This is a genomic window from Providencia sp. PROV122, from assembly GCF_028482365.1.
Classification (GTDB): Bacteria; Pseudomonadota; Gammaproteobacteria; order Enterobacterales; family Enterobacteriaceae; genus Providencia; species Providencia stuartii.
In genome coordinates, this window is sequence record NZ_JAMPQI010000001.1 from 269,986 (window position 1) to 294,927 (window position 24,942).

Below are 24,942 nucleotides of genomic sequence, written 5' to 3' on the forward strand. Positions count from 1 at the left end.
CGTTAAATGAGCGCTGTTTTTCATAAAGATATACTTCTATAAGATCTATTATTTTATATTACCAATGACTTTTATTTTAATTCTATTTATTAATTATATATCTACTAAGAAAATTAATGACTATTAAGTTAGTAGATTAGGATGTTTCTTGATTGTTTATGAACAACATTATGATAGTTCTATATATGAAGTCGACTAAATATTAATGCGCTGAAATCATTGTATTAGCTATTTAAATTAATTAGGAGCTTATATGACTAGATTATCCGTGGATGCAATTAATATAATAAGCACTATCAAAAAAACAGGTTCTTTTTCAACAGCGGCAGATGTATTGCATAAAACACCGTCTGCGATTTCCTATCAAGTATTAAATATAGAAAGTCGATTGAAAGTTAAGCTTTTTCACCGTAATGGACCTGTAATTCGTTTAACTAAGGAGGGGGAATTTTTATTACAGGAGGGGGCATGGATCTTAAATGCAGTGCAAGATCTCGAAAATAGAGTGAGAAATATTCCAACATTTGATAACCAAATTCGTATTGTGGTTGAAAAATTTCTACCGCTAGATATCTTTGTTCAAGATATTCGTGATTATATTAAGGCAAATGGTGATGTTCATATTTCAATCCTAAGAGAAGCAATGACAGGGGCTTGGGATGCATTAAAAGAAAATAGAGCAGATTTTATTATTGCTCTTGGGGGGATCCCTGAAAACATAAAGGTAAGAACCCAGCTACTAGGAAAACTTAGTTTTGCCCTTTGTGTTTCCCCATCACATCCATTTGCTTCACAAAAAACGATAATAACGAGAAATCAGTTAATAAACGATATCCACGTTGAAATTGCAGATAGTAGCCATGAGCTATCAATTAATAGAGAAAAAGAAGTCATATTAGGAAGGCAAATATTGGTTTGCGATTTAGAAAGTAAATTAGTCTTAATTAAGCGAGGAATAGGGTATGGGTTTATTTGTCCTTCACATATTAAAAAAGAGTTAAAGAACCAAGAATTAGTCATTGTTCCGGTAGAGATCCCTAAAGATGATCAATTTATTTGGCTAGCTTGGCATCCATCAAGTCAAGGTGGTAATTTCTCTTGGTGGAAAGAGCGATTAATAAAGAAGATTGATACATCAAGTTTTATTGAAAATTTATCTACGGTATAATAGAAAGCATACATAATATCTTGCATATTGTAGGCTTGGATGACGCTGAGCTACCCTAGTTATAAAAATACCTAATATATCTAGGGTTGGCTTCTTCTACGATTTCATTACGTTTATTATTCCATAGTAAATAAACGTTTTCTCTATAGACACTACCGCCTTTAACTGGTTTTTATAACCACTTATCTCTTTCCACTATGAAATAAATATGAGATATGCGTTTCTAAGTGCGAATCATTGCTAATATAAAAATTATTACATGGCAATACTTATTCTATAGGTATGATAAGGCATAAACGTGATGATTATATTCTTTAGCCCAATTAGTTTAGGAGAATTGTACTTTTGCTCAAGGAGTTCTAAAAATGAATTTAAGCGAGGAAATAAGATAGAGGATGAATAAAGAAATAAACCCCACAGTGTGGGGCTTATTGGTTTGGCTAATTATTTTAGGCCAGCAGCTTCACGTAAAATAGCGGCTTTGTCTGTTTTTTCCCAAGGGAATTGAGAACGACCGAAATGCCCGTAAGAAGCCGTTTGTTGGTAAATTGGATGTAGTAAATCCAGCATTTGAATCAAGCCGTATGGGCGTAAATCAAAGAATTCACGCACTAACAGAACCAGTTGCGCTTCTGGAACTTTACCTGTACCAAATGTTTCAACCATGATTGAAGTTGGCTCTGCAACACCAATTGCATAGGAGACTTGGATTTCACAGCGATCAGCTAAGCCGGCTGCAACAATGTTTTTGGCAACATAGCGAGCAGCATAAGCCGCTGAACGGTCTACTTTAGAAGGATCTTTACCGGAGAATGCACCGCCACCGTGACGAGCCATGCCGCCATAGGTATCAACGATGATTTTACGACCAGTTAAACCACAGTCGCCCATTGGTCCACCGATAACAAAGCGACCTGTTGGGTTGATAAAATATTTTGTTGTTGGCACTAACCACTCTGCTGGAAGAACAGGTTTAATAATTTCTTCCATTACAGCTTCATGTAAATCTTGCTGTTTAATATCTTCTGCGTGCTGTGTGGATAAAACAACCGCATCAATGCCAACAATTTCGTTGTTGTCATATTGGAAAGTGACTTGGCTTTTGGCATCTGGACGTAACCATGGCAGAGTGCCATTTTTACGAACTTCTGCTTGGCGCTGTACCAGACGGTGAGCATAAGTAATTGGTGCAGGCATCAGAACGTCAGTTTCGTTTGTCGCATAACCGAACATAATACCTTGGTCGCCAGCCCCTTGTTCTAATGGGTCTGCGCGGTCAACACCTTGGTTGATATCAGGTGATTGTTTACCAATCGCACTTAAAACCGCACACGAGTTTGCATCAAAACCCATGTCAGAGCTGGTATAACCAATTTCGCGAACGGTTTTACGTGTGATCTCTTCAATATCAACCCAAGCACTGGTGGTGATTTCTCCCCCGACCATCACCATACCTGTCTTGACATAGGTCTCGCAAGCAACGCGAGCTTTTGGATCTTGCTCAAGAATCGCATCAAGAACCGCATCAGAGATTTGATCGGCAATTTTATCAGGATGCCCTTCCGATACAGACTCAGAAGTAAAGAGATGTGTAGCCATGAGATTAATACCTTAAGAATTCGCTGATTGTAATTGGATGTTTTAACATCTAGACGTCTATTTTAATGTTTTAACAAAAAAAGTGCTACCTGTTTTTACGTTTGACAGAAAAACAATAAGTAAAAAGACGAGCCTTACAAATTTTATTTCTATTAAGCCAATAACGTTTTGCAATTTCTGCCTAATCAATGTATAAACAGCGACCGTGACGGTTAGTTAAAAATGTTCCGTTATATACCAGTAGGCGTACAATGTGCCTGCTATCTATCAGGAGTGTTTATCTTTCTCGCTATTGATAAAGATTAAACAGTTATATTGGGGGTTAATGGGTAATGATCCATAATCTACTGAATAACAGTAATCAGCAGCTAAATGCGGATCGCCGCGTGTTTTTGGCGTTTACTTTCCTGTCTTTATTTACTTCTTCTCGAAGTTACTATCATCTTCCTAGTACACCCTTGGCTATCAGTCAGTAACTGTCAGCCAAATGGTTGTATTTGTCACCGTTTAGATGTTCTAAGCACTTTAATTAATCCGAGTAATAGCTGTTTCCCCGACATAACTGCCTTGCAGAGCCACGTCTTAGGACGGGTCGCTGTCTGGCCGGAGAAAGCGTCACTCACCCCTCCATAAAGGAGTTTGTTATGAATGATAATATCGCTCGCAAAATGCGCCAGACGTACAACATCGCGTATTGGGGCGGTGGTTACTATCAGGTGAATGAGCGCGGAAATGTCTGTGTTTGCCCAAATCCTGATAACCCAGACACGTCTATTGATCTAGCCGAACTTGTTAATCAAGTTAAAGAGGAGCAGGAGCACTTGCGTTTACCCGCATTATTCTGTTTCCCACAAATCTTACAGCACCGTTTGCGCTCAATTAATGCGGCATTTAGGCGTGCTCGTGAATCGTACGGCTATACAGGCGACTATTTTCTGGTCTATCCGATTAAGGTCAACCAGCAGCGTCGAGTCATCGAATCATTAGTCAATTCAGGTGAACCGCTTGGACTAGAGGCAGGGTCGAAGGCTGAATTGATGGCTGTGCTAGCAAATGCCGGCCGTACTCGTACCGTTATTGTTTGTAATGGTTATAAAGATCGTGAATATATTCGATTAGCGCTTATCGGGGAAAAATTAGGTCACAAGGTTTACCTTGTTATCGAAAAAATGTCTGAAATTGAGGTTGTTCTTAAAGAAGCGGAAAGCTTGAATGTGACACCTCGTTTAGGCGTTCGTGCTCGTTTGGCGTCGCAGGGGTCAGGCAAATGGCAGGCAAGTGGTGGCGAGAAATCAAAATTTGGTTTAGCGGCAACACAGGTTTTACAACTTGTTGAAATTTTACGTCAGGCAGGTCGCCTAGAAAGTTTACAGTTGCTGCATTTCCATCTTGGTTCACAAATGGCGAATATTCGTGATATCGCGACAGGTGTCCGTGAATCTGCACGTTTTTATGTTGAGTTGCACCGTTTAGGCGTAAAAATTCAATGTTTTGATGTGGGTGGCGGCTTAGGTGTGGATTACGAAGGAACGCGCTCCCAATCAGATTGTTCAGTAAACTATGGTTTAAATGAATATGCGAATAATGTGATTTGGGCGATTGGTGATGCGTGTGAGGAGTTTGATTTACCACATCCGACGGTGATCACCGAATCAGGGCGTGCATTGACCGCACATCATACGGTTTTAGTTTCTAATGTGATCGGGGTGGAGCGAAATGAATTTACCAAAACATCTCCTCCCGATGAGGATGCACCGCGTTCATTGATTTCATTATGGGAAACCTGGGAATCAATGCAGCACCAAGGTAATAGCCGTTCGTTACGTGAATGGCTCCATGATAGTCAGTTTGATTTACAAGAAGCGCATACGCAGTATGCTCATGGTGTACTCGACCTGACTCAGCGAGCGTGGGCCGAGGAGCTTTATTTGAATATTTGTCGTCGTATTCAACAAGACTTAGATCCAAGTAACCGTGCTCATCGTCCAATTATTGATGAACTGCAAGAGCGGATGGCTGATAAGTTCTATGTGAATTTCTCGTTATTCCAATCGTTGCCAGATGCTTGGGGGATTGATCAGGTGTTCCCCGTTTTACCGATAGAAGGCCTTGATAAGCCTCTTGACCGTCGCGCGGTATTATTGGATATCACTTGTGATTCGGATGGTATTATTGACCATTATGTCGATGGTGACGGTGTTGAAACAACTATGCCAATGCCTGCATACGACCCTGAAAACCCACCCATGATCGGCTTCTTTATGATAGGGGCCTATCAGGAAATTCTAGGTAACATGCATAACCTATTTGGCGATACAGCAGCAATCGATGTTTGGGTTGATAGCCAAGGCAACGTGCGTTATCTGCAAAGTGAAGAAGGCGATTCGGTCGCTGATATGCTGCAATATGTGAAGCTAGTACCAGAAGTATTGCTTGAAAGCTTTACAGAGCAAGTTAAAGGCACTGGGTTGAGCGAGCAGTTGCAAAAAGATTTCGTTGATGAGTTTGAGAATGGGCTTTATGGCTATACTTATTTAGAAGACGAATAATTGGCGATAAATAAACGGTAGCTAATCACAGGTGGTGTAGAGCTACCTATGAGTCTAAATAATAAAAGTATTTGTAGATTACAAATACTGATAGAGGAAGAGTGATGATTAATAGCACATTAGGTAATCAGGTCGATAATTCACTGGTTTCTAACGCATTTGGCTTTTTACGTTTCCCATTAAACTTTCAACCTTATAACTCAGATGCTGAGTGGGTGATAACGGGGGTGCCGTTTGATATGGCAACTTCTGGTCGTGCGGGCAGCCGTCATGGACCTGCTGCTATTCGTCAGGTATCTACCAACTTAGCGTGGGAAAGCCATCGTTGGCCATGGAATTTTAAACTAACAGAGCGCTTAAATGTTGTGGATTGTGGCGATGTGGTGTTTGCTTTTGGTGATGCACAAGACATGTGCGATAAGCTACAAGCACATACAGAAAAATTGCTGGAGGCGGGCAAGCGCTGCTTAACATTTGGCGGTGACCATTTTGTGACTTTGCCTCTGTTGCGCGCCCATGCAAAGCATTTTGGTAAAATGGCGTTAGTCCATTTTGATGCACACACAGACACTTATGGTAATGGTAGCCAGTATGACCATGGCACTATGTTCTACCATGCACCAAAAGAAGGGTTAATTGATCCGACTCGTTCTGTACAAATTGGTATTCGTACAGAGCATGAAAGTGATAACGGGTTTACAGTCATTGATGCCGCACAAGTTAATGATCGCGGTGTTGATGAGATGATCGAACAAATTAAATCTATTGTGGGTGATATGCCTGTTTATCTCACTTTCGATATTGATTGTTTAGATCCTGCTTTTGCGCCGGGAACCGGAACACCTGTCATTGGTGGATTAACCTCAGATCGTGCATTAAAACTGTTGCGTGGTTTACAACCGTTAAATATCGTTGGTATGGATTTAGTTGAAGTCGCACCAGCTTATGATCAATCTGATATCACTGCATTGGCCGCAGCAACCATTGCTTTAGATATGTTGTACTTACAAGCATCTAAAAAATAACCTATAGTTTGTCTGATTTTTAGGCTGCCTTCTAGGCAGCCTAATTTATTCTCAATAAAATAGATTGTTATTTAAACAAATATGAGGAAATAGCACTTTTTGCTATACCTCTTTGTGAGTAGTTCCACTTCGATTTGTTACCTATTTCCCTTTTAAAAGTTATTTCTTTCATAAATGCGAGTGATTATCACTCAATTACAGTCATATTTATCTCTATAGAACATAGTTGTAGTCTAATATCATGATTTTGTAACTTATTGTTAATCTTGCTAACGTATTAATCAGTTAGAGTCATTCATTTAACTATCCTTATTGGGAGAAAGCTTATGGCACTGAATAATAAAGTCATTTTAGTTACTGGCGCAGCACAAGGTATTGGTCGTGGTATCGCATTACGTTTAGCGAAAGAAGGTGCCAATATTGCACTTGTCGACCTGAAAAAAGAAAAATTAGCGGATGTGGCTAAAGAAATTGAAGCATTAGGCCGTAAAGCGACAACATTTGCTGCTGATGTCAGTAAGCGTGAGGAAGTTTTTGCCGCAGTTGCACATGCAGAAGCTGAACTCGGTGGTTTTGATGTAATGATCAATAACGCAGGGATTGCACAAGTTAAGCCTATTGCTGATGTACGCCAAGAAGATATGGATCTGATTTTCAAGATTAACGTCGATGGTGTGATGTGGGGAATTCAAGCGGCGAGTGAAAAATTCCAGCAGCGTAAACAAAAAGGGAAAATTATTAACGCTTCTTCCATTGCAGGGCATGACGGCTTTGCAATGCTAGGTGTTTATTCCGCTACAAAATTCGCTGTACGTGCATTGACCCAAGCCGCTGCTAAAGAGTATGCAAGTTCTGGCATTACCGTTAACGCATATTGCCCTGGTATTGTAGGTACGGACATGTGGGTTGAAATTGATGAGCGTTTTGCTGAAATTACAGGTGCACCAAAAGGTGAAACCTATAAAAAATATGTTGAAGGCATTGCATTAGGACGTGCTCAAACTCCAGATGATGTTGCTGGTTTAGTCGCATTTTTAGCAAGTGATGATTCAGACTATATTACAGGGCAGTCGATCTTGACTGACGGTGGTATTGTTTACCGTTAATCAAACCACTTATTAAGCAGAGCATTTTCTGTAAATTAACATTGTGCCTTGGCTAGTTAAAATAGGCCCAAGGCACAATTTAAATATTAATTCGCTATTATATTAGAAACTATATTTCTCCTACCTTTATTAACAGTAGATAAAACTATTTTATTTATTGTTATCATCCATCAAAAATCTTTAGGTAATGCATTAATTAATAATATGTTCAGGCATGTTAGTCTCGTTTAGCATACTCCTTGTCGTCATTGTGAATTCAATGTTTTCAATAAAACAGTATTGATAGGATAAAGAAATTTATACATTTATTAATGGAAAACGAATAAGGAAAAACTATGCCACATAAAATTAAAGTGATGACATTCAATACCTATTTATTGCATATTCCTTTTTTTAGTATTGGCGCATCCACTCAAGATGCTCGCATTAATGCGATGATAAAAGATAATATATTCTATGATGTTGATATCGTTATTTTACAAGAGGTATTTAATACTCATTCAGCACAAAAGCTTTTTTCGGGTATGAGGAGTTTAGGCTTTTTTTACCACACACCGGTTGCCGCACAATATAATGAATCTGTCCTCTCTTATTGTGATTCAAACCATTGTTGGAATGCTAAAAAAGGTGAATGGGATATGGTTCAGCAGGTCAATTCAGGGATCGCGATAGTTTCCCGTTATCCTATAGTTTATCGTGAATATCAACTGTTTGATGATGCAGGATGCGGTGCTGACCGTTTCAGTGCTAAAGGTGGGGTGAGAGCCGTTATTGAAATAGAAGGTAAAATGCTTCAAGTCATAGGAACTCATCTGCAATCGGATGACAACTTCTGCCTAATGACCTCACCTTCATCCCATCGCAAAGCCCAACTTACTCAGTTAATTAATTGGGCTGAAACTTCAATCACTGAAGATCGTCAAATAACAATCTTAGGGGGAGATTTAAATATTAATTATGGTTCGGAAGAGTACGAGCAAGCATTAGATATTATTGGTTGGGGAGAGCCTCACCATTTTAATCCACGACCGTCATGGGATTTTTCAACCAATAACGTGATTAGAGAAGCTTATCCCGATACTAGGCAAAGTTGGCATTTGGATTATATTTTTGCCAAAAATATGCGTTCAATTAAACAGCAAACACGGGTGATCAAAAGCAAAATTGGTTATAACTATAATAATAAAGTCTTTTTTGATTATTCCGATCATTATCCTGTAGTGGCTGAAATTGAGTTGTGATAATTAGATATTTCAGCCACATATTTTTAAGGCGCCTTTATTGTGGAGCTAAATGGGTTAAGATGCGCTCCGCTTGTGTCCAGAGTAGTGAACCACCATCATCTTCTAACACGAAATGTTGGCAATTAGGGAAACGCGTTGCGAGGGTTTTACCAAAGTCTGGTGAATGAACAGTGCTTTCATCTTTCTCACCATACCACAGTGAAACAGGGCAATGGATCTCTTCAGGCTGGAAAGGCCAAGGCTGTAATGAGATCAATAAGTCTTGTACATAGCCTAAATTGCCTTGAAGAAAGGCTCGGTTCATACAGTCAGTATAGGCTTGCAAAAATGAGGGGTGATTGTAAACATTTTGATCAACCGTCGCGCTGCTATTGAGTATAAAAGCCAGTAACCAAGGTGCACTCACGTTTTTCTGTAACCAATCAGACAGCGCATCAGGTGTATTTCTGGCTTGCTCTTGCATATTGATAATATCGGCTTTTAATAAAGCGCTTGTCGCGGGATAGTCAAATTGATCTTGCCCAGCAACAATAGATAAAGTGTTAGGGGTGCCATAGAAAGCTAATGCCATGGCAAATACAGCACCTTGAGAAAAGCCAATAACAGAATATTGCTCAATTTGCTGAGCTTGCAATAACGCGTCAATATCTGCCGCAAAACGTGAAAGCGATTTTTGTGGATCTTGTGACGATTCGCCTAGCCCAGCACGTTCAGGTACGATGAGTCGGATATTAAGTGGATCAAGTTGCTCAAGGCCAAAGCCTAACGTTCCACTCATACCCGCGCCAGTACAAAAAATAACAGGGAATCCCGTTTTTGGGCCTGATTCATACCAACTTAAGTTGCGGCCATCAGACAATTGAAGTGAACCTTGGCGCGTGTTTGTGAATGTGTTTGTCTGCATTGCTGAGTCCTAACTTATTTTGGGGCACGGGATGGTCACAATCAATGTGAAAGTGGCAAGGGTATATTTGATTGAATCTTAATAATGCTAGCCATAAAACGAATAATAAAATAATCGTCAGGTATAATGCAAAGCCAATTACGAAAAAGATTATTTGTTCTCTCAATAAGGAGCTGATATGGGGTTTTCAGATGCGGATAAGCAGTGCCTACTGGCGGTAAAAGGTGTTGGCCCAACAGTTATAAGTCGGTTAGAACAAATGGGATTTTCGACATTAGCTCAACTGAGTGAAGCATCATATGAAGACATTTTAATTGCTGGGGCTGCTTTAACAGGCTCGAGTTGCTGGAAAAATAGCCCACAAGCGAAGAAAGCCGTAGAAGGGGCAATTGCCGCGGCGAAACAAGCCATGAAATAACCCTGATTCGGTAAAAGGGTTTCATTATCTAATTTGATAAAAACAACCTCTCTTTTTGCATGAAGTACTAAAAGGTTTGCTTTAAGGTTAGCTTAAAGCTAAATCATAATATTATTAACATCATGTATAAGAAAACTATTAGGGCAGTCATTATTATATTCGCTGTTATGGCGATGACTGCGAGCCCAAAAGGTATCAATATTTTTTCGAATCAATGTGAAGCCTATAAAGGGATACCAAAAAGAATTGCCGCAATGACATTCGGTGAGCAGCTGATTAATCAGCAACGTGTTTTTTATACAATAACGTTAGTTGATGGCAAAAAAACGACGCAACAAATCGCCGTATTAAATACCATTGAGCATGAGCTAAACAAAAAAATGTTGGAGTTAATCCAAGCGGCTTTTGTCGTTGGTGCTCCGGTTACGATACAACAGTGTGAGCAGGCGAGTATTGCAGGGTTAATGGTCGACTTTAACGGAGGAAAAACCATTAATCGATTTTAAAATGTCGAGCAAGCAATGGGGCGGTAAAGTCTTTTTTCAGATAGAAACCCCTCGGCAGCGTCATGATTGTTTGCCCAAATTCGCCAATACCCTCTGTTAGTGCTTTGCTATTTGCCGCTTTAGGGCGTATTTGTAGGACTTGTCCATGTCGAGCGGTGATACTTTCCACTTTGCCTAACACAATCAGATCCATCAACTCTTCCCAGTCTTGGCGCAGCAATTGCTCTTCCAAAGGAGAAGGGCTCCATAATAATGGGCTTGCGATACGACGTTGAGCGAGTGGTATTTGTCGTTCGCCTTCAATTGGAAACCATAAAACACGAGAGAGTTTTCGGTACACATGGCTATTTTTCCATGTTAACCCACTATTGCCTGTGAGCGGTGCGACCGCCACAAATGTGGTTTCAAGGGGCATTCCATTTCGGTCAATAGGGATGGTTTTTAGTTCGACACCAATATTGGCGAAATCTTGTTCGGGTTTACTGCCAGCGGTAGCTCCTAAAAAATATTCTAACAGCATACCCACCCAGCCTTTGTCACGTTTAAGATCGGGCGGCATAGGTAAGCCAGCGTATGCCGCTAATTCACCAAGAGTATAGCCAGCGAGAGCTTGTGCCCTAGCCATTAAAACGGACTCATTTTCAGGAGGGGATGGTGGTATAAATGGCATAATACGATTAAATAGTAACCAGAAAAAATTCACAGGGTAGCAATAGTATATCACTTTTTATAAGAGATATTTAATTTGCTGATATATAAGGAAATAATTCAGTCTATTAAAAAATAATCCTCAAAGAAAAATAGGTTATTCATGTTCATCCCATAATAATCACAGGATCATTCACTAGGTTATCCACAGAATTATTGGATAACTGTGAAAAACTTTAATTACTGTGTGTATTTACAGGCTTGACTTACGTGGTTTTTTGAACCTAATCACATAAATTGGGTAAGTTAAGCACATTACTTGTGGATAAATCATACATTGATTGATCTTTGCGCATTTGAACTCCTAAAGCATAAAGTCGAAAAGATAAACTGTGTATAAAGAGTGGGTGATTGATTCATCCTATTGTTTTTAATGAAGTTAATTAGTTTTCTTGTTTTCTGTTAAAAAACAGGGGAAGGGATATACCCTGATTACTAGCGGGTTGTTCACATGGATATCCACAGAAAAAGTGAATAACATCCTTATTATTCACTCTCAGTGTTTATAACTTTTATGATTTCTGTGTATTATCCTCAGTAGGTTGAAACCATGCAGATTTAAAATCAAACCAACCAAAGGTATTCATGCGTGCTCCGCGCATGGTTTTTTGGCCTTGCAACTCTAGCCAATGGTGAAAAATAGGGTGAAAAATTTGTGTGTCAATGAGGCTTTCACACCAAGATTCGACATGCAGCTCCTGCCGACGCCATTTTGATAACGCCTCAGAGAGCGTAGAGCCTAAACATTTGCGCAATAGTGGCATTTCATACAAGGTGGCAAAAATAGAAAACTCGAGCGGTTTAAAGAAGTTAGCGGTAGCAAGCCAAATATCGCTCTCGACAGTGCCATTAAACCACTCAGGATAATCAACAATGTTGATTTTTAGATCAACACCTTGAGTTTTCAACACACGTTTCATGATTTGGCTAATAGAATAAAATTCATGGTGTTGATGATAGAAAGTGACGGTGAGTTCCGTTAAATCAGCAGGCTTAGGTAACTGTGTGAGCATTCGGCTATGATGCCAATGTAGCAATAATCCGTAAGCAGGCGCCCAATGCCGCTGATAGAAGGATTCACAGTGAGCTAATAAATTGATTGGTGTTAAAAAACTACACAGCCATTTACGTATATCGCTACGTCTGGAAAGCTCAGAGCGTTGATCCATTAATAAAAAGTAGCATCCTTCTTCCATTCTGCTTTCTAATGAATCATTAGGTTTATTATCGCTGTCCATTTTCAACGTGGTACAGACCATCTGCTCAGATAGTTCAGGCACCACCCAAATGGTCACTTCATCAAGGAGTGCTCGATAACCAAAATAGCGATCAAATGCGGTAATCGTGAGTTTTTGAGGCAGGTTTTTCTCAACGAAAAAAGGGCCGGTACCAATTGGCATTTTGTCAAAATTATCAATGGACTCCCACTCTTTAGGAATAATTGCTGCATGGGGGCTACCAAGTAGCAAAGGGAGTTGTTTATCCACTTCACTTAATTGAATATCGATGACATTAGGGAGAGGAGAGGTAACCGATTGGATGTGTGAAAACAGAGGCCAACAATGTCGTAAACGCATAAGCGAACTGATGATGTCATCGACTAACATTTCTCTACCATGATGAAAGTAGATGCTAGGCCTTAAATAAAAGCGCCATTCAGTATCACTTATCGCCTGCCAATGATGTGCGATACCATTTTCAACTTCCCCTTTTTCCTCATTTATATGGGTTAAGCCATTAAATATTTGGCTCATTAAATGAATTTCTGAACGCCGCATAGGTGTTCCCGGTAATAAATTGGGGAAGTCTCGATAGTAGATAATACGTAATAAATTTTTACCTTGCCGATAGCTTCTTTCTAATTCGGAGAGCACCATTTGGCGAATAGTTTCTTTATCGCCGACTAAGGCAACCAATTTTTCTATGCTCTCTTCTTTTAATAGGCGCTCTGCTTGGGCTTGCTGTAGCTCTAATCCATTAACATGAAACAGAAGGGTAGAACGCTTTCCTCTACCCGCTTCGGCTTGCCAACTAAGCCATCCATGAGACTGCATACTATTGAGCAAGGTACGTACATGGCGTCGAGAACAAAACAGGGTATCTGCAATATGCTGCAATGTGGTTTCACTGTCTTACCCCTGAAAATGTTGCCACAGACGAACAAATTGTGTTTGTAAACGAGAACTGGTCATAAAAGAGGAACTCCGCTGGCGATTGTATCAATTTTTATTTCCTAATATCCGTTGATAATAGATACCAGTATGTAGCTCGTTTGGTCTGTTAGTTGACAGACTGACTCCCCGAATTATTGAGTAATGGTAATTTACCAGCCGATAGCATCATTATCGGCTTTTTTATTACCTTTATTTTGATGGCAATTTTTTAATGATTATACCTAATAATAGGGATAATTTTAAAAGAGATTAACCCTCTATGGTAAATTTATTCACTATTTTACAATAAAAAACGCCTGCGATTGGCAGGCGTTTGGGGCAGCGTTTTTGCTCTTAACGCATAAATGAAGGGATATTTTGCTCATATTGACGGATTTGATCAGCATGTTGCAGCGTTAAGCCAATGCTATCAAGGCCGTTCATCATGCAGTGGCGGCGGAAGCCATCAATATCAAATCGATAAGTCTTTTCACCCGCCTTGACCGTTTGCTTTTCTAAATCAACAGTGAATTGGCAGCCTTCATTGCTCTTCACATAGTTAAACATTTCGTCGATTTCTGCTTCGCTCAATTTAATCGGTAACAACTGGTTATTGAAAGAGTTACCATAAAAAATATCAGCAAAACTCGGCGCGATGACGACTTGAATGCCAAAGTCTGTTAAAGCCCATGGAGCATGCTCTCTCGATGAGCCACAACCAAAGTTTTCACGCGCAAGTAAAATCGTCGCCCCCTTAAAAATGGGTTTGTTTAACACAAAGTCAGGGTTGGGCTGTTGGCCTGCATCATCAAGAAAGCGCCAGTCATGAAACAGATGTTGCCCGAACCCTGTGCGAGTCACTTTTTGTAAAAACTGTTTTGGAATAATGGCATCAGTATCGACATTCGCTGCATCTAAAGGGGCAACAATGCCAGTATGGGTGATAAATTTTTCCATGAATGATCTCCTTTAGATTTGGATATCGCGAACATCCGCGAAATGCCCGTTGATTGCTGCCGCTGCCGCCATTGCTGGGCTAACTAAGTGGGTGCGTCCAGCACGGCCTTGGCGACCTTCAAAGTTACGGTTACTGGTCGATGCGCAACGTTCGCCGGGGTTTAAGCGGTCATTGTTCATTGCAAGGCACATGGAGCATCCAGGTAAACGCCATTCAAAACCTGCGTCAATAAAGATCTTATCTAATCCTTCTTGCTCAGCTTGGGCTTTAACAGGTCCAGAGCCTGGAACAACAATCGCCTGTACCCCTGAAGCCACTTTTTTACCTTTTGCGATAGCGGCGGCTGCACGCAAATCCTCAATGCGTGAGTTAGTGCAAGAACCAATAAACACTTTATCAATCTTAACGTCAGACAATTTAATGCCCGATTCTAACCCCATATAAGCTAATGCTTTTTCTGCCGATGCGCGTTCTACTGGGTCACTAAAAGAGTCCGGAGATGGGATCGGCTCGTTGATGGCAATCACTTGACCGGGGTTCGTTCCCCAAGTGACCTGCGGTGCGATTTCGCTGGCTTGCAAGGTGACAATTTTATCGAATTGTGCACCTTCATCGGTTTTTAATGTTTTCCAGTAAGCAACGGCGTCATCCCACTCTTGGCCTTTAGGGGCAAATTGGCGACCTTTCATATAATTAAAGGTGGTTTCATCTGGTGCAATGATCCCAGCTTTCGCCCCTAATTCGATGGCCATATTACACACTGTCATACGGCCTTCCATGCTGAGGTTTTCAATGGCTTCACCACAAAACTCAACAATATAACCTGTGCCACCCGCGCTACCAGTTTTACCAATAATCGCCAAGACGATATCTTTTGCGGTGATCCCCACAGGTGCTTTACCAACAACTTCAATTTTCATCGTTTTGGCTCGAGCCTGTTTCAGGGTCTGTGTCGCCATGACGTGCTCAACTTCAGAGGTTCCGATACCAAACGCCAATGCACCGAATGCACCGTGTGTTGCTGTATGTGAATCCCCACACACAATAGTCATTCCCGGCAAGGTAATGCCTTGCTCAGGCCCCATAACATGCACAATCCCCTGATAAGGGTGGTTGAGATCATATAAAGTAACGCCAAATTCTTGGCAGTTTTTCATCAACTCTTGCATTTGAATGCGTGCCATATCACCGCAGGCGTTGATATCTTTCGTTTGAGTGGAAACGTTATGATCCATCGTTGCAAATGTTTTGCTTGGTTGGTGCAACGGACGGTTTTTCGTTCTCAGTCCATCAAATGCTTGAGGTGAGGTGACTTCATGAACCAGATGGCGATCGATATAGATAAGCGGGATCTCATTATCCACTTCGCGCACAACGTGAGCATCATATAATTTCTGATATAAAGTTTTGGCCATGTTACACCCCTTCGGCGATATAACGGGCGATAATATCACCCATTTCACTGGTACTGACTGATTTGCCCCCTCCCGCTAAGTCAGCGGTACGGTGACCATTTTCTAACGCTTTATTTACAGCCCTTTCAATGGCATCAGCGGCATCACTTTGATTCAAACTGAATCGTAATAACATAGCGGCTGATAAAATTTGGGCGATTGGGTTAGCGATATTTTTACCTGCAATATCTGGGGCAGAGCCACCAGCAGGTTCATATAAGCCAAAGCCTTCTTCATTAAGACTGGCTGACGGTAGCATTCCCATTGAACCTGTGATCATTGCGCACTCATCTGAAATGATGTCACCAAACAGGTTTGAACACAGCACGACATCAAATTGAGAAGGTGCCTTGATCATCTGCATCGTCGCATTATCAATATACATATGACTAACAGACACATCAGGGTATTCTTTCGCGATTTGATTCACGACTTCACGCCATAATACAGAGCTTTGTAATACGTTGGCTTTGTCAATTGACGTCACTTTATGGTTACGTTTACGCGCAGATTCAAATGCAATACGAGCAATCCGCTCTATTTCATAGCGATGGTAAACCTCAGTATCAAAAGCATATTCATCTTGACCTTCGCCTTTACGACCTTTTGGTTGACCAAAATAGATACCGCCAGTCAACTCACGCACACAGAGGATATCAAAGCCTTGTGCTGCAATATCAGCTCTCAATGGGCAAAATGCTTCTAATGCTTGGTACAAACGAGCCGGACGTAGATTACTAAATAATTTAAAGTGTTTGCGTAATGGCAGTAATGCGCCTCGCTCAGGTTGACTATCGGGTGGCAAATTTTCCCATTTAGGGCCACCAACAGAGCCAAACAGAACGGCATCTGCACTTTCGCAACCCGCGACTGTTGCTTCTGGCAGCGGTTTGCCATGGCGGTCAATTGCAATACCACCAACGTCATACTCTTTTGTTGTGATAGATAATGCAAAGCGCTGGCGGATCGCATCTAACACTTTATGGGCTTGGGCCATAACTTCAGGGCCAATGCCATCTCCAGGCAATACAGCAATATGATAGCTTTTAGACATTGTTATACAGCTTCCTTTGTATTGGATTGTGATTCTTTTTGATTTATTTTTTGTTTTTCTTTTTCAACTTGTTCAGAGCGCCAAATACTATTCAATACGTGCACCATTGCTTTGGCTGACGATTCGACGATATCCGTTGCCAAGCCCATTCCGTGGAAACGGCGGTTAAAACATTCCACGACAATATCCACTTGACCTAACGCATTTTCCCCTTGGCCTTTCGCTGATAATTTATAAGAAACCAATTTAATAGGGTAATTGGTGATATTGCTAATCGCTTGGTAAATAGCATCGACAGGGCCATTTCCTGTTGCCGCTTCTGATTTAACCTCTTCACCGCAACGCATTTTGACGGTAGCCGTGGCGACAACGCTAGAGCCTGACTGAGTACTGAAATAATCCATCGAAAAATGGTCGGTATCATCTTGTTGACTAGCGAAGAAGGCCAGAGCTTCCAAGTCGTAATCAAACACTTGGCCTTTTTTATCCGCTAAACTTAAGAAGGCGGTATACAACTCATCCAAGTTGAAATCTTTCCCTTCTTGATACCCCATTTCTTCCATACGATGTTTAACCGCAGCACGGCCAGAGCGGGAAGTTAAGTTCAATTGAATCGCTTTTAAGCCGATGGATTCCGGTGTCATGATTTCATAGGTTTCACGGTTTTTCAGCACACCGTCTTGGTGAATACCGGATGAGTGAGCAAAGGCATTGCTACCAACAACCGCTTTATTGGCTGGAATAGGGGTGTTGCATAATTGACTAACTAATTGGCTGGTACGATAAATCTCTTTGTGATTGATGTTGGTATGGACGTTTAACATTTGCTCGCGCAATTTAATCGCCATGATCACTTCTTCTAAGGCGGTATTACCAGCGCGTTCACCTAACCCATTAATCGTTCCCTCAACTTGGCGAGCCCCCGCTTGGACGGCAGTGATAGAGTTGGCAACAGACATACCTAAGTCATCATGGCAGTGAACTGAAATGATGGCTTTATCAATATTTGGTACTTTTTCATATAAAGAGGTGATGATCCCACCGAATTGGTAAGGGGTTGTGTAACCGACAGTATCTGGAATATTGATGGTTGTCGCGCCAGCTTTAATGGCTGCTTCAACAATGCGGCATAAGTTATCAATATCAGTACGGCCCGCATCTTCACAAGAAAACTCAACATCATCAGTATAACGTCTTGCGCGTTTGATAGAGTCGATAGCCATGTCCATCACCCCATCAAATGTTTTATTCAATTTCTTTTCGACGTGTAAATTTGATGTCGCTAAAAAAATGTGGATGCGGAATGCTTCGGCAACTTTCAATGATTCAGCGGCCACATCAATATCATTTTGTACGCATCGCGCTAATGCACAAATACGGCTGTTTTTGATTTCACGAGCGATAGTTTGTACTGACTCAAAGTCTCCCGGTGAAGAGACGGGGAAACCAGCTTCAATGATATCGACCCCAAGGCGCTCTAAAGCAAAAGCGATTTGCAATTTTTCTTTAACGGATAAACTTGCCTGTAATGCCTGCTCGCCATCACGTAACGTGGTGTCGAATATAATGACTTGATCGCTCATGTTGTGTTCCTCTTCTACAGAATTTGTCGTTATATTTTTGCGGTGCCGGCAGGCATAAAAAAACCCGCGGCTAGCGCGGGTTTTTATGTTTCTGGACTGTGAGTTTCCTATCTTCCGTCCATAAGCATACCGCGCACATTGGATGCGAGTAGTAGTAGGCTTAGTAGGCGGATAGAAGTTGTCATTTTCACAGTCTCTAAATTTGGTTTTAATCAATCTGTATTTATTGATACGTGATCTTTTCTTGGCTGTCAACTTTAGTTTTTTTCGTCAATTTTGGAGAATGATGAATCATCACTAATACTTGGTGATTGTGACTAATTTCTATATTTTTAGTGATGTTTTTCCCTATATTTTACCGATAAGTTAGGGGTAAAATTCTTTTTATGAAAGAGCCGGGCTGAAACATAGCATAAACTGATGGTTTGGTTGCTTTTTGAACTGCTCTGTGAGGGGGAAAACGATAACATGAGATATAAAAATAAATTTTAATTATAGTTTTTATTAAATAAATTATTTAGTAAATGAATTATTTAAAATTAATCTGATAATGGGATAGTATCGTGGTTGTTGATGATATTTATTATGATTTATTTTTAGAATTGTTTTATTATTTTGATGCTAACAATAATAGTTTTAAATGATTTGATAAAACTTATTATGTCGATGAATACCTTCGTTTCATTATCGTATCTATATTGTGTTGCTAAAATGATAGGTAATATAATAGAAGCGTCGTTTTAATAAATGCAGGGAACGCGAAATAGCTTATCATTGATAAGTTTTTTGAAGAATAATATTTAATGAATTTATAAAAACCTTATTTATTTAAGGGGAGATGATTTTCATTAATTAAAAATGATAAATATCTTTATTGGAGTACATAATGACTGATTTTGATACGGCTTCACCAGCTAAAAAAGAGAATAATGACATCAATTTGCGAAATGTTGATCTCAACTTACTCACCGTTTTTGATGTGGTTATGCAGATGCAAAACGTAACAAGGGCAGCACAGGTATTAGGCATGTCTCAACCTGCCGTGAGTAATGCTGTATCCCGTTTAAAATCAATGTTCAATGATGAGCTTTTTGTCCGCTATGGACGCGGTATACAACCGACATCCCGCGCTAAACAGTTGTTTGGGCCGGTTAGGCAAGCTCTACAACTCGTTCATAATGAGTTACCGGGGGCTGGTTTTGACCCTAAATTAAGTGAGCGAGTATTTAATCTTTCTATTTGTTCTCCATTAGATATTCGTTTAGCTGCCGTTATCGTTGAAAAATTCAAACAAGTATCACCAAATATTAATGTACGTATTCATTGTTTCTTAGATAATAACATTGAGCATAAATTAAAGTACCAAGAGACAGATTTTTCGGTAAGCTATAATCAATTCGAAAAAAGCGAATATCAACATCAGGTTTTATTTAATGATGAGTTAGTTGTCGTGGTCGCCAATGATCATCCACGAATTCACGGTAATGTTACGCAAGAATTATTAATTAATGAAAAGCATGCCGTGATGTCAATGGATAATATGGGGTCCTTTAGTAAGCCTTATTATCATAATACAGAGTTATCACATACAATTAGCTATCAGGGCACGGATTTAAATAGTGTTTTAAATATCGTTTCTTTAACTGATTTAGTGGCAATTGTGCCAAAATGGCTTGTTGAAAACTCAGCAAATAAACTTCAATTACGAACAGCCGCTTTGTCATGGGCAGAAAATACGCGCCCTTGCTATTTGACGTGGCATGAATCAACGGCTCGGGATAAAGGGCATCAATGGATGAAGTCACAATTTTGCCAACTAATCACTGAATTACCTATGTAGCACTGGCTTAATCATCCGCTGAAATCGCGGCAGTTGCACGGTTTATGATTAACTCATCATGGTAAAACTCTATGATGAGTTATGTTACCTGACTAACATTTGCAAAATATTTACATAATATCTCTTTTCACGACACTCTTTCACCTATACACTCAAATCATTCAGCTAACACTTGTAAGCTGAAATAATTAACTGGTGAAGCGCTTCGTGGGTTTACCGAGCGGCTTCAGTTAACAAATGTACTATAGGAAAAACATTTTGATTACTGAAAATCTATATCCATACCATATGGTCAATCGCTTGCACAGCCGGTTTAATGCCGCTGATTCAGCGACTCGGATAGCTTTCAGTCAATGGCATAATGGGCAACAGAGTGATCTAACATGGAAAGAGGTTGAACAGCACTCTTTTGCCATTGCTCGCCGCCTTTTGGCACTCAATGTTGAAGTACAAGAAAATATTGGGTTATTTGCGCATAACAGTATGAATTGGGCTTTGGTGGATCTTGCGGTCTTACAGTTAAAAGCCGTTACTGTACCTTTATATGCGACCAGCAGTGTTGAACAAGCTGCTTATATTATTAATGATGCAAATATTCGTATTCTATTTGTTGGTGAGCAAGAGCAATACCAAGTTGCATGCCAACTAAAATCACGCTGTCCTCAATTAACCACTATCGTGGTGCTGAATGAGGATGTTGAATTAGTCGATGGAGAACTGGTTTCTGTTCACCTATCAAATTTTATCGCGCAAGCAGAGCCTGAATACCAAGACGAGCTAAATCAACGTATTGCGGCTCACCATCTGAGTGATCTTTTCACCATCATCTATACATCGGGTACGACAGGGGAGCCTAAAGGGGTCATGTTGGATTATTACAATATGGCGGCGCAGCTCTATCTTCATGACCAGCGTTTGAAGTTAAACATCGATGATGTTTCATTAAGTTTTCTACCGTTATCACATGTTTTTGAGCGCGCTTGGAGCTTCTATGTCATGCATACAGGTGCTCGCAATGTTTATCTCACTGATACTAATGCGGTTAGGGATGCATTGACACAAGTTAAACCTACCGTGATGTGTGCGGTGCCTCGTTTTTATGAAAAAGTGTATAGCGCTGTACAAAGTAAGGTTGCTAAAGCACCACTTATGCGTCGTTTGTTATTTAAATGGGCAATCGCACAAGGCAATAAAAGGGTTAAAGCGCTGGCACAAGGTAAGCAGCTAAATGCGCTGAATCAGTCATTGTTTAATTTAGCCGACAAGTTAGTGTTAACAAAGCTACGCCAACTGTTAGGTGGACGTATTCGCTTTATGCCTGCCGCCGGTGCTCGTTTAGATGATGATGTTATCGCCTTTTTTCTCGCAGTAGGCGTGAACATCAAATATGGTTATGGGATGACAGAAACTTGTGCGACGGTGTCATGTTGGGAAGAGGGGGAATACCCATTAGGCTCTATCGGCACACCGTTGTCATCGGTTGAGGTACGTATTGGCGATAATAATGAGATTCAGGTAAAAGGGCCTGTGGTCATGAAAGGCTATTATCATCGCCAAAAAGAGACAGAAGATGCATTTACCCCTGACGGCTGGTTAAAAACTGGGGATGCAGGTGAAATCGATGCTCAAGGTAATTTGTATATTACCGACCGCTTAAAAGATTTAATGAAAACCTCAAATGGGAAATATATTGCACCACAAATGATCGAAGGGGTGTTAGGCCAAGACCGGTTTATCGAGCATATCGCCGTTATCGCGGATGCGCGTAAATTCGTTTCGGCGCTGATCGTACCTTGTTATGATTCATTAGAAGAATATGCGCGTTCGATCAATTTAAAATATCGTGATCGATTAGAGCTATTAAAAGATTCGAATATTGTGGCTCTGTTTGAAAATCGCTTAAAAGAGCTACAGAAAAATATCGAAAATTTCCATCAGGTTAAGCGTTTTACGTTACTCCCGGCTAATTTTTCCATGGAAAAAGGGGAGCTCACACCAACCTTAAAGCTGCGTAGAAAAATTATTTCAGAGCGTTATCACTCTGAAATTGAATCAATGTACCGCGAATAATTCCTCAATAGAGCCGGATAACACATAGCATGATATCCGGCTTCTCTTTGTACTCTTTTTCATCGCTTTATAGTGATATTTTCCACCATTCTTCCTTTTCTTGGTTAATTCAACCAATAATCTGAGTAGATAAAGATAATATTCAAAGTTGTCATGTTTGCTTAATAAATGGTGTTTGCGTCACCTTAGACACAACGATATGTTAATAGCAGTCATAACTACGGCAGAAATGACAATACATAGTAGAGGACTGTCATACCTCTGTTAACTTGTAAAAATAGTCTGGGGGCAAACTCATGGAGATGTTGTCGGGAGCAGAAATGGTCGTCAAGTCTTTGATTGACCAAGGTGTAAAGCATGTATTTGGGTATCCAGGTGGTGCTGTTTTAGATATCTATGATGCACTTCATACGGTAGGCGGTATTGATCACATCCTCGTTCGCCATGAACAAGCCGCGGTTCATATGGCGGATGGTTATGCACGCTCAACAGGAGAAGTCGGGGTGATTTTAGTGACCTCGGGTCCTGGTGCGACAAATGCAATTACAGGGATTGCGACGGCATACATGGACTCTGTTCCTTTGGTTGTTTTATCAGGACAAGTAGCAAGCTCCTTGATTGGGAATGATGCATTTCAAGAGTGTGATATGGTGGGAATATCTCGCCCAATTGTAAAACACAGCTTTTTAATTAAAAAAGCCGAAGACATACCTGAAACCATTAAGAAAGCCTTCTATATCGCTGCAAGTGGTCGTCCAGGTCCTGTGGTTATCGACTTACCTAAAGATACGGTTAATCCGGCAAATAAATACCCTTACCGCTATCCTGAAGCGGTTTCTTTACGCTCTTATAACCCAACCCTTCAAGGGCACAAAGGGCAGATTAAAAAAGCGTTAACAAAATTGATTGCGGCGCAGAAACCTGTTTTCTATATCGGTGGAGGGGCAATCAACGCAAATTGTTCGGCTGAGATCATCGCATTAGCAGAAAAACTGCAACTGCCTGTTGTATCAACACTCATGGGGCTAGGGGCATTTCCAGAAACCCATCACCAGTCAGTTGGGATGCTTGGTATGCACGGTACATATGAAGCCAATAAGGTGATGCATAATTCTGATGTTATTTTTGCTGTTGGTGTGCGTTTTGATGATAGGACAACGAATAATCTTGAAAAATATTGTCCGAATGCAACAGTGATCCAAATTGATGTCGACCCAACCTCTATTTCTAAAACCGTTAATACAGATATTCCGATCGTAGGGGATGCTAAGCTGACACTTCAGCAAATGTTGAGTCAGCTCGATCAAGTTTCCACCAAACAAAATAGCCAAGCATTAAAAACATGGTGGAAAGAGATTGAAACTTGGCGAGAGAGAAAATGCCTCCGTTATGAAACCAATAGCCAAAAAGTGAAACCTCAGCAAGCGATTGAAACCATTTACCGCCTGACAAATGGTGAGGCGTATGTCACTTCTGATGTTGGGCAGCATCAAATGTTTGCCGCACTGTATTACCCATTTGATAAGCCTCGCCATTGGATTAATTCAGGGGGCTTAGGCACCATGGGCTTTGGTTTACCTGCCGCTTTGGGGGTTAAATTAGCACATCCACAATCTACGGTTATCTGTGTTACTGGCGATGGCAGTATTCAAATGAATATCCAAGAACTGTCGACCGCAATGCAATATGGTTTACCGGTGGTTGTGTTGAATCTCAATAATGGGTTTTTGGGGATGGTTAAGCAGTGGCAAGATATGATTTATCAAGGCCGCCATTCTCAATCTTATATGCAATCGCTTCCTGATTTCGTCAAACTTGCAGAAGCTTATGGTCATGTAGGTATTTCGATTCATTCCCCCGATGAACTCGAAGAGAAATTAAAACAAGCACTGGTAGAAGTGAATGAAAACCAACGCTTAGTTTTTGTGGATATTAACGTTGATGAAACTGAACATGTTTACCCAATGCAGATACGTGGTGGTGCAATGGATGAAATGTGGCTGAGTAAAACAGAGAGGACCTGATCATGCGTCGTATTTTATCCGTCTTACTAGAAAATGAATCGGGGGCACTTTCCCGTGTTATTGGGCTGTTTTCTCAACGTGGTTATAATATCGAAAGTTTAACGGTTGCACCTACCGATGACCCAACACTGTCACGTATGACCATTCAAACAAAAGGTGATGCAAAGGTGCTTGAGCAGATTGAAAAGCAACTGCATAAGTTAGTCGATGTCTTACGTGTAAGTGAACTGACGGCTTCAGCACATGTTGAACGTGAGATCATGCTAGTTAAACTGCAAGCATCGGGTTATGGCCGCGATGAAATTAAACGTTGCTCCGATATTTTCCGCGGTCAAATCGTTGATGTAACGCCTACGCTGTATACCGTTCAGCTAGCGGGAACAAGCGATAAACTGGATGCATTCATTGAAGCAGTCCGTGGCGTTGCTGAAATTGTTGAAGTTGCACGCTCAGGTATTGTTGGTGTTTCACGTGGCGATAAAATTATGCGGTGAAAAATTTATCGGCTGAAGGTAGAATACCATTGCATAGAGCCCCGATTGATTCGGGGCTTTAACCGTTGGCGGCTATTTTAGCTTG

18 protein-coding genes and 1 pseudogene are annotated in these 24,942 nt (G+C 40.7%); 11 read left to right on the top strand and 8 right to left on the bottom strand.

Features of this window, described 5'->3' with window-relative positions; all coding sequences use genetic code 11:
* Positions 1-253 precede the first annotated feature (253 nt).
* Positions 254-1,168 carry a LysR family transcriptional regulator gene (locus tag PSE69_RS01200; RefSeq protein WP_004922001.1) on the top strand — a complete coding sequence of 305 codons (915 nt, stop codon included), beginning with the start codon at positions 254-256 and terminating at the stop codon, positions 1,166-1,168.
* A 444-nt stretch (positions 1,169-1,612) separates the two neighbouring features.
* Here the strand turns inward: PSE69_RS01200 and metK are convergent, their stop codons facing one another.
* Complete coding sequence (gene metK / locus PSE69_RS01205) at positions 1,613-2,767, bottom strand: methionine adenosyltransferase (RefSeq protein ID WP_004921998.1); 1,155 nt, start codon at positions 2,765-2,767, stop codon at positions 1,613-1,615.
* Between the two features lie 644 nt (positions 2,768-3,411).
* Here metK and speA point away from each other — a divergent pair.
* The 4 genes from speA (at position 3,412) to PSE69_RS01225 (ending at position 8,688) form a co-directional block, all read left to right on the top strand.
* Positions 3,412-5,316, top strand: coding sequence for a biosynthetic arginine decarboxylase (speA, locus tag PSE69_RS01210; RefSeq protein ID WP_004921992.1), 1,905 nt, complete (start codon positions 3,412-3,414; stop codon positions 5,314-5,316).
* A 104-nt stretch (positions 5,317-5,420) separates the two neighbouring features.
* Positions 5,421-6,341, top strand: a complete 921-nt coding sequence (gene speB, locus PSE69_RS01215) for an agmatinase (RefSeq protein WP_004921989.1) — start codon at positions 5,421-5,423, stop codon at positions 6,339-6,341.
* A 326-nt stretch (positions 6,342-6,667) separates the two neighbouring features.
* Complete coding sequence (locus tag PSE69_RS01220; protein ID WP_004921987.1) at positions 6,668-7,447, top strand: acetoin reductase; 780 nt, start codon at positions 6,668-6,670, stop codon at positions 7,445-7,447.
* A 335-nt stretch (positions 7,448-7,782) separates the two neighbouring features.
* Positions 7,783-8,688, top strand: a complete 906-nt coding sequence (locus PSE69_RS01225; protein WP_004921983.1) for a sphingomyelin phosphodiesterase — start codon at positions 7,783-7,785, stop codon at positions 8,686-8,688.
* A 37-nt stretch (positions 8,689-8,725) separates the two neighbouring features.
* On the opposite strand, the gene PSE69_RS01230 is transcribed toward PSE69_RS01225, so the two are convergent.
* A complete protein-coding gene (locus PSE69_RS01230) occupies positions 8,726-9,595 on the bottom strand; it encodes an alpha/beta fold hydrolase (RefSeq protein WP_121874978.1) in 870 nt (289 codons plus the stop codon).
* A gap of 178 nt (positions 9,596-9,773) precedes the next feature.
* Between PSE69_RS01230 and PSE69_RS01235 the strand changes: the two genes are divergently transcribed.
* A complete protein-coding gene (locus PSE69_RS01235; protein WP_104872873.1) occupies positions 9,774-10,013 on the top strand; it encodes a Pathogenicity locus in 240 nt (79 codons plus the stop codon).
* A 173-nt stretch (positions 10,014-10,186) separates the two neighbouring features.
* Entirely contained in the window at positions 10,187-10,519 is a 333-nt protein-coding gene (locus PSE69_RS01240) for a hypothetical protein (protein WP_223854819.1), read from the top strand.
* Here the strand turns inward: PSE69_RS01240 and mutH are convergent.
* From mutH to leuA, 6 genes and pseudogenes are all read right to left on the bottom strand, one after another.
* A complete protein-coding gene (gene mutH / locus PSE69_RS01245; RefSeq protein WP_004921972.1) occupies positions 10,506-11,189 on the bottom strand; it encodes a DNA mismatch repair endonuclease MutH in 684 nt (227 codons plus the stop codon). The genes PSE69_RS01240 and mutH overlap by 14 nt on opposite strands.
* A 550-nt stretch (positions 11,190-11,739) precedes the next feature.
* A pseudogene (gene sgrR, locus PSE69_RS01250) lies at positions 11,740-13,419 on the bottom strand (HTH-type transcriptional regulator SgrR).
* Between the two features lie 315 nt (positions 13,420-13,734).
* Positions 13,735-14,337, bottom strand: a complete 603-nt coding sequence (leuD, locus tag PSE69_RS01255; RefSeq protein WP_004921966.1) for a 3-isopropylmalate dehydratase small subunit — start codon at positions 14,335-14,337, stop codon at positions 13,735-13,737.
* A gap of 12 nt (positions 14,338-14,349) precedes the next feature.
* Positions 14,350-15,753, bottom strand: coding sequence for a 3-isopropylmalate dehydratase large subunit (gene leuC / locus PSE69_RS01260; RefSeq protein ID WP_004921962.1), 1,404 nt, complete (start codon positions 15,751-15,753; stop codon positions 14,350-14,352).
* A gap of 1 nt (position 15,754) precedes the next feature.
* The gene (gene leuB / locus PSE69_RS01265) at positions 15,755-16,846 is read right to left on the bottom strand and encodes a 3-isopropylmalate dehydrogenase (protein ID WP_004921959.1); all 1,092 of its coding nucleotides are present in this window, start codon (positions 16,844-16,846) and stop codon (positions 15,755-15,757) included.
* Positions 16,847-16,848: 2 nt separating this feature from the next.
* Entirely contained in the window at positions 16,849-18,429 is a 1,581-nt protein-coding gene (gene leuA / locus PSE69_RS01270; protein WP_004921957.1) for a 2-isopropylmalate synthase, read from the bottom strand.
* Between the two features lie 886 nt (positions 18,430-19,315).
* Between leuA and leuO the strand changes: the two genes are divergently transcribed.
* The 4 genes from leuO to ilvN all read left to right on the top strand — a co-directional run bounded on the left by leuO (position 19,316) and on the right by ilvN (position 24,857).
* Positions 19,316-20,269: a transcriptional regulator LeuO gene (leuO, locus tag PSE69_RS01275; protein WP_121874977.1), complete on the top strand. Its 954-nt coding sequence runs from the start codon at positions 19,316-19,318 to the stop codon at positions 20,267-20,269.
* 288 nt (positions 20,270-20,557) lie between these two features.
* Positions 20,558-22,339, top strand: coding sequence for an AMP-dependent synthetase/ligase (locus PSE69_RS01280; protein ID WP_169342124.1), 1,782 nt, complete (start codon positions 20,558-20,560; stop codon positions 22,337-22,339).
* A gap of 296 nt (positions 22,340-22,635) precedes the next feature.
* Positions 22,636-24,363: an acetolactate synthase 3 large subunit gene (gene ilvI, locus PSE69_RS01285; protein ID WP_004921947.1), complete on the top strand. Its 1,728-nt coding sequence runs from the start codon at positions 22,636-22,638 to the stop codon at positions 24,361-24,363.
* A gap of 2 nt (positions 24,364-24,365) precedes the next feature.
* On the top strand, positions 24,366-24,857 hold the full coding sequence (gene ilvN / locus PSE69_RS01290; protein ID WP_004921945.1) for an acetolactate synthase small subunit: 492 nt from the start codon (positions 24,366-24,368) through the stop codon (positions 24,855-24,857).
* Positions 24,858-24,942 lie beyond the last annotated feature (85 nt).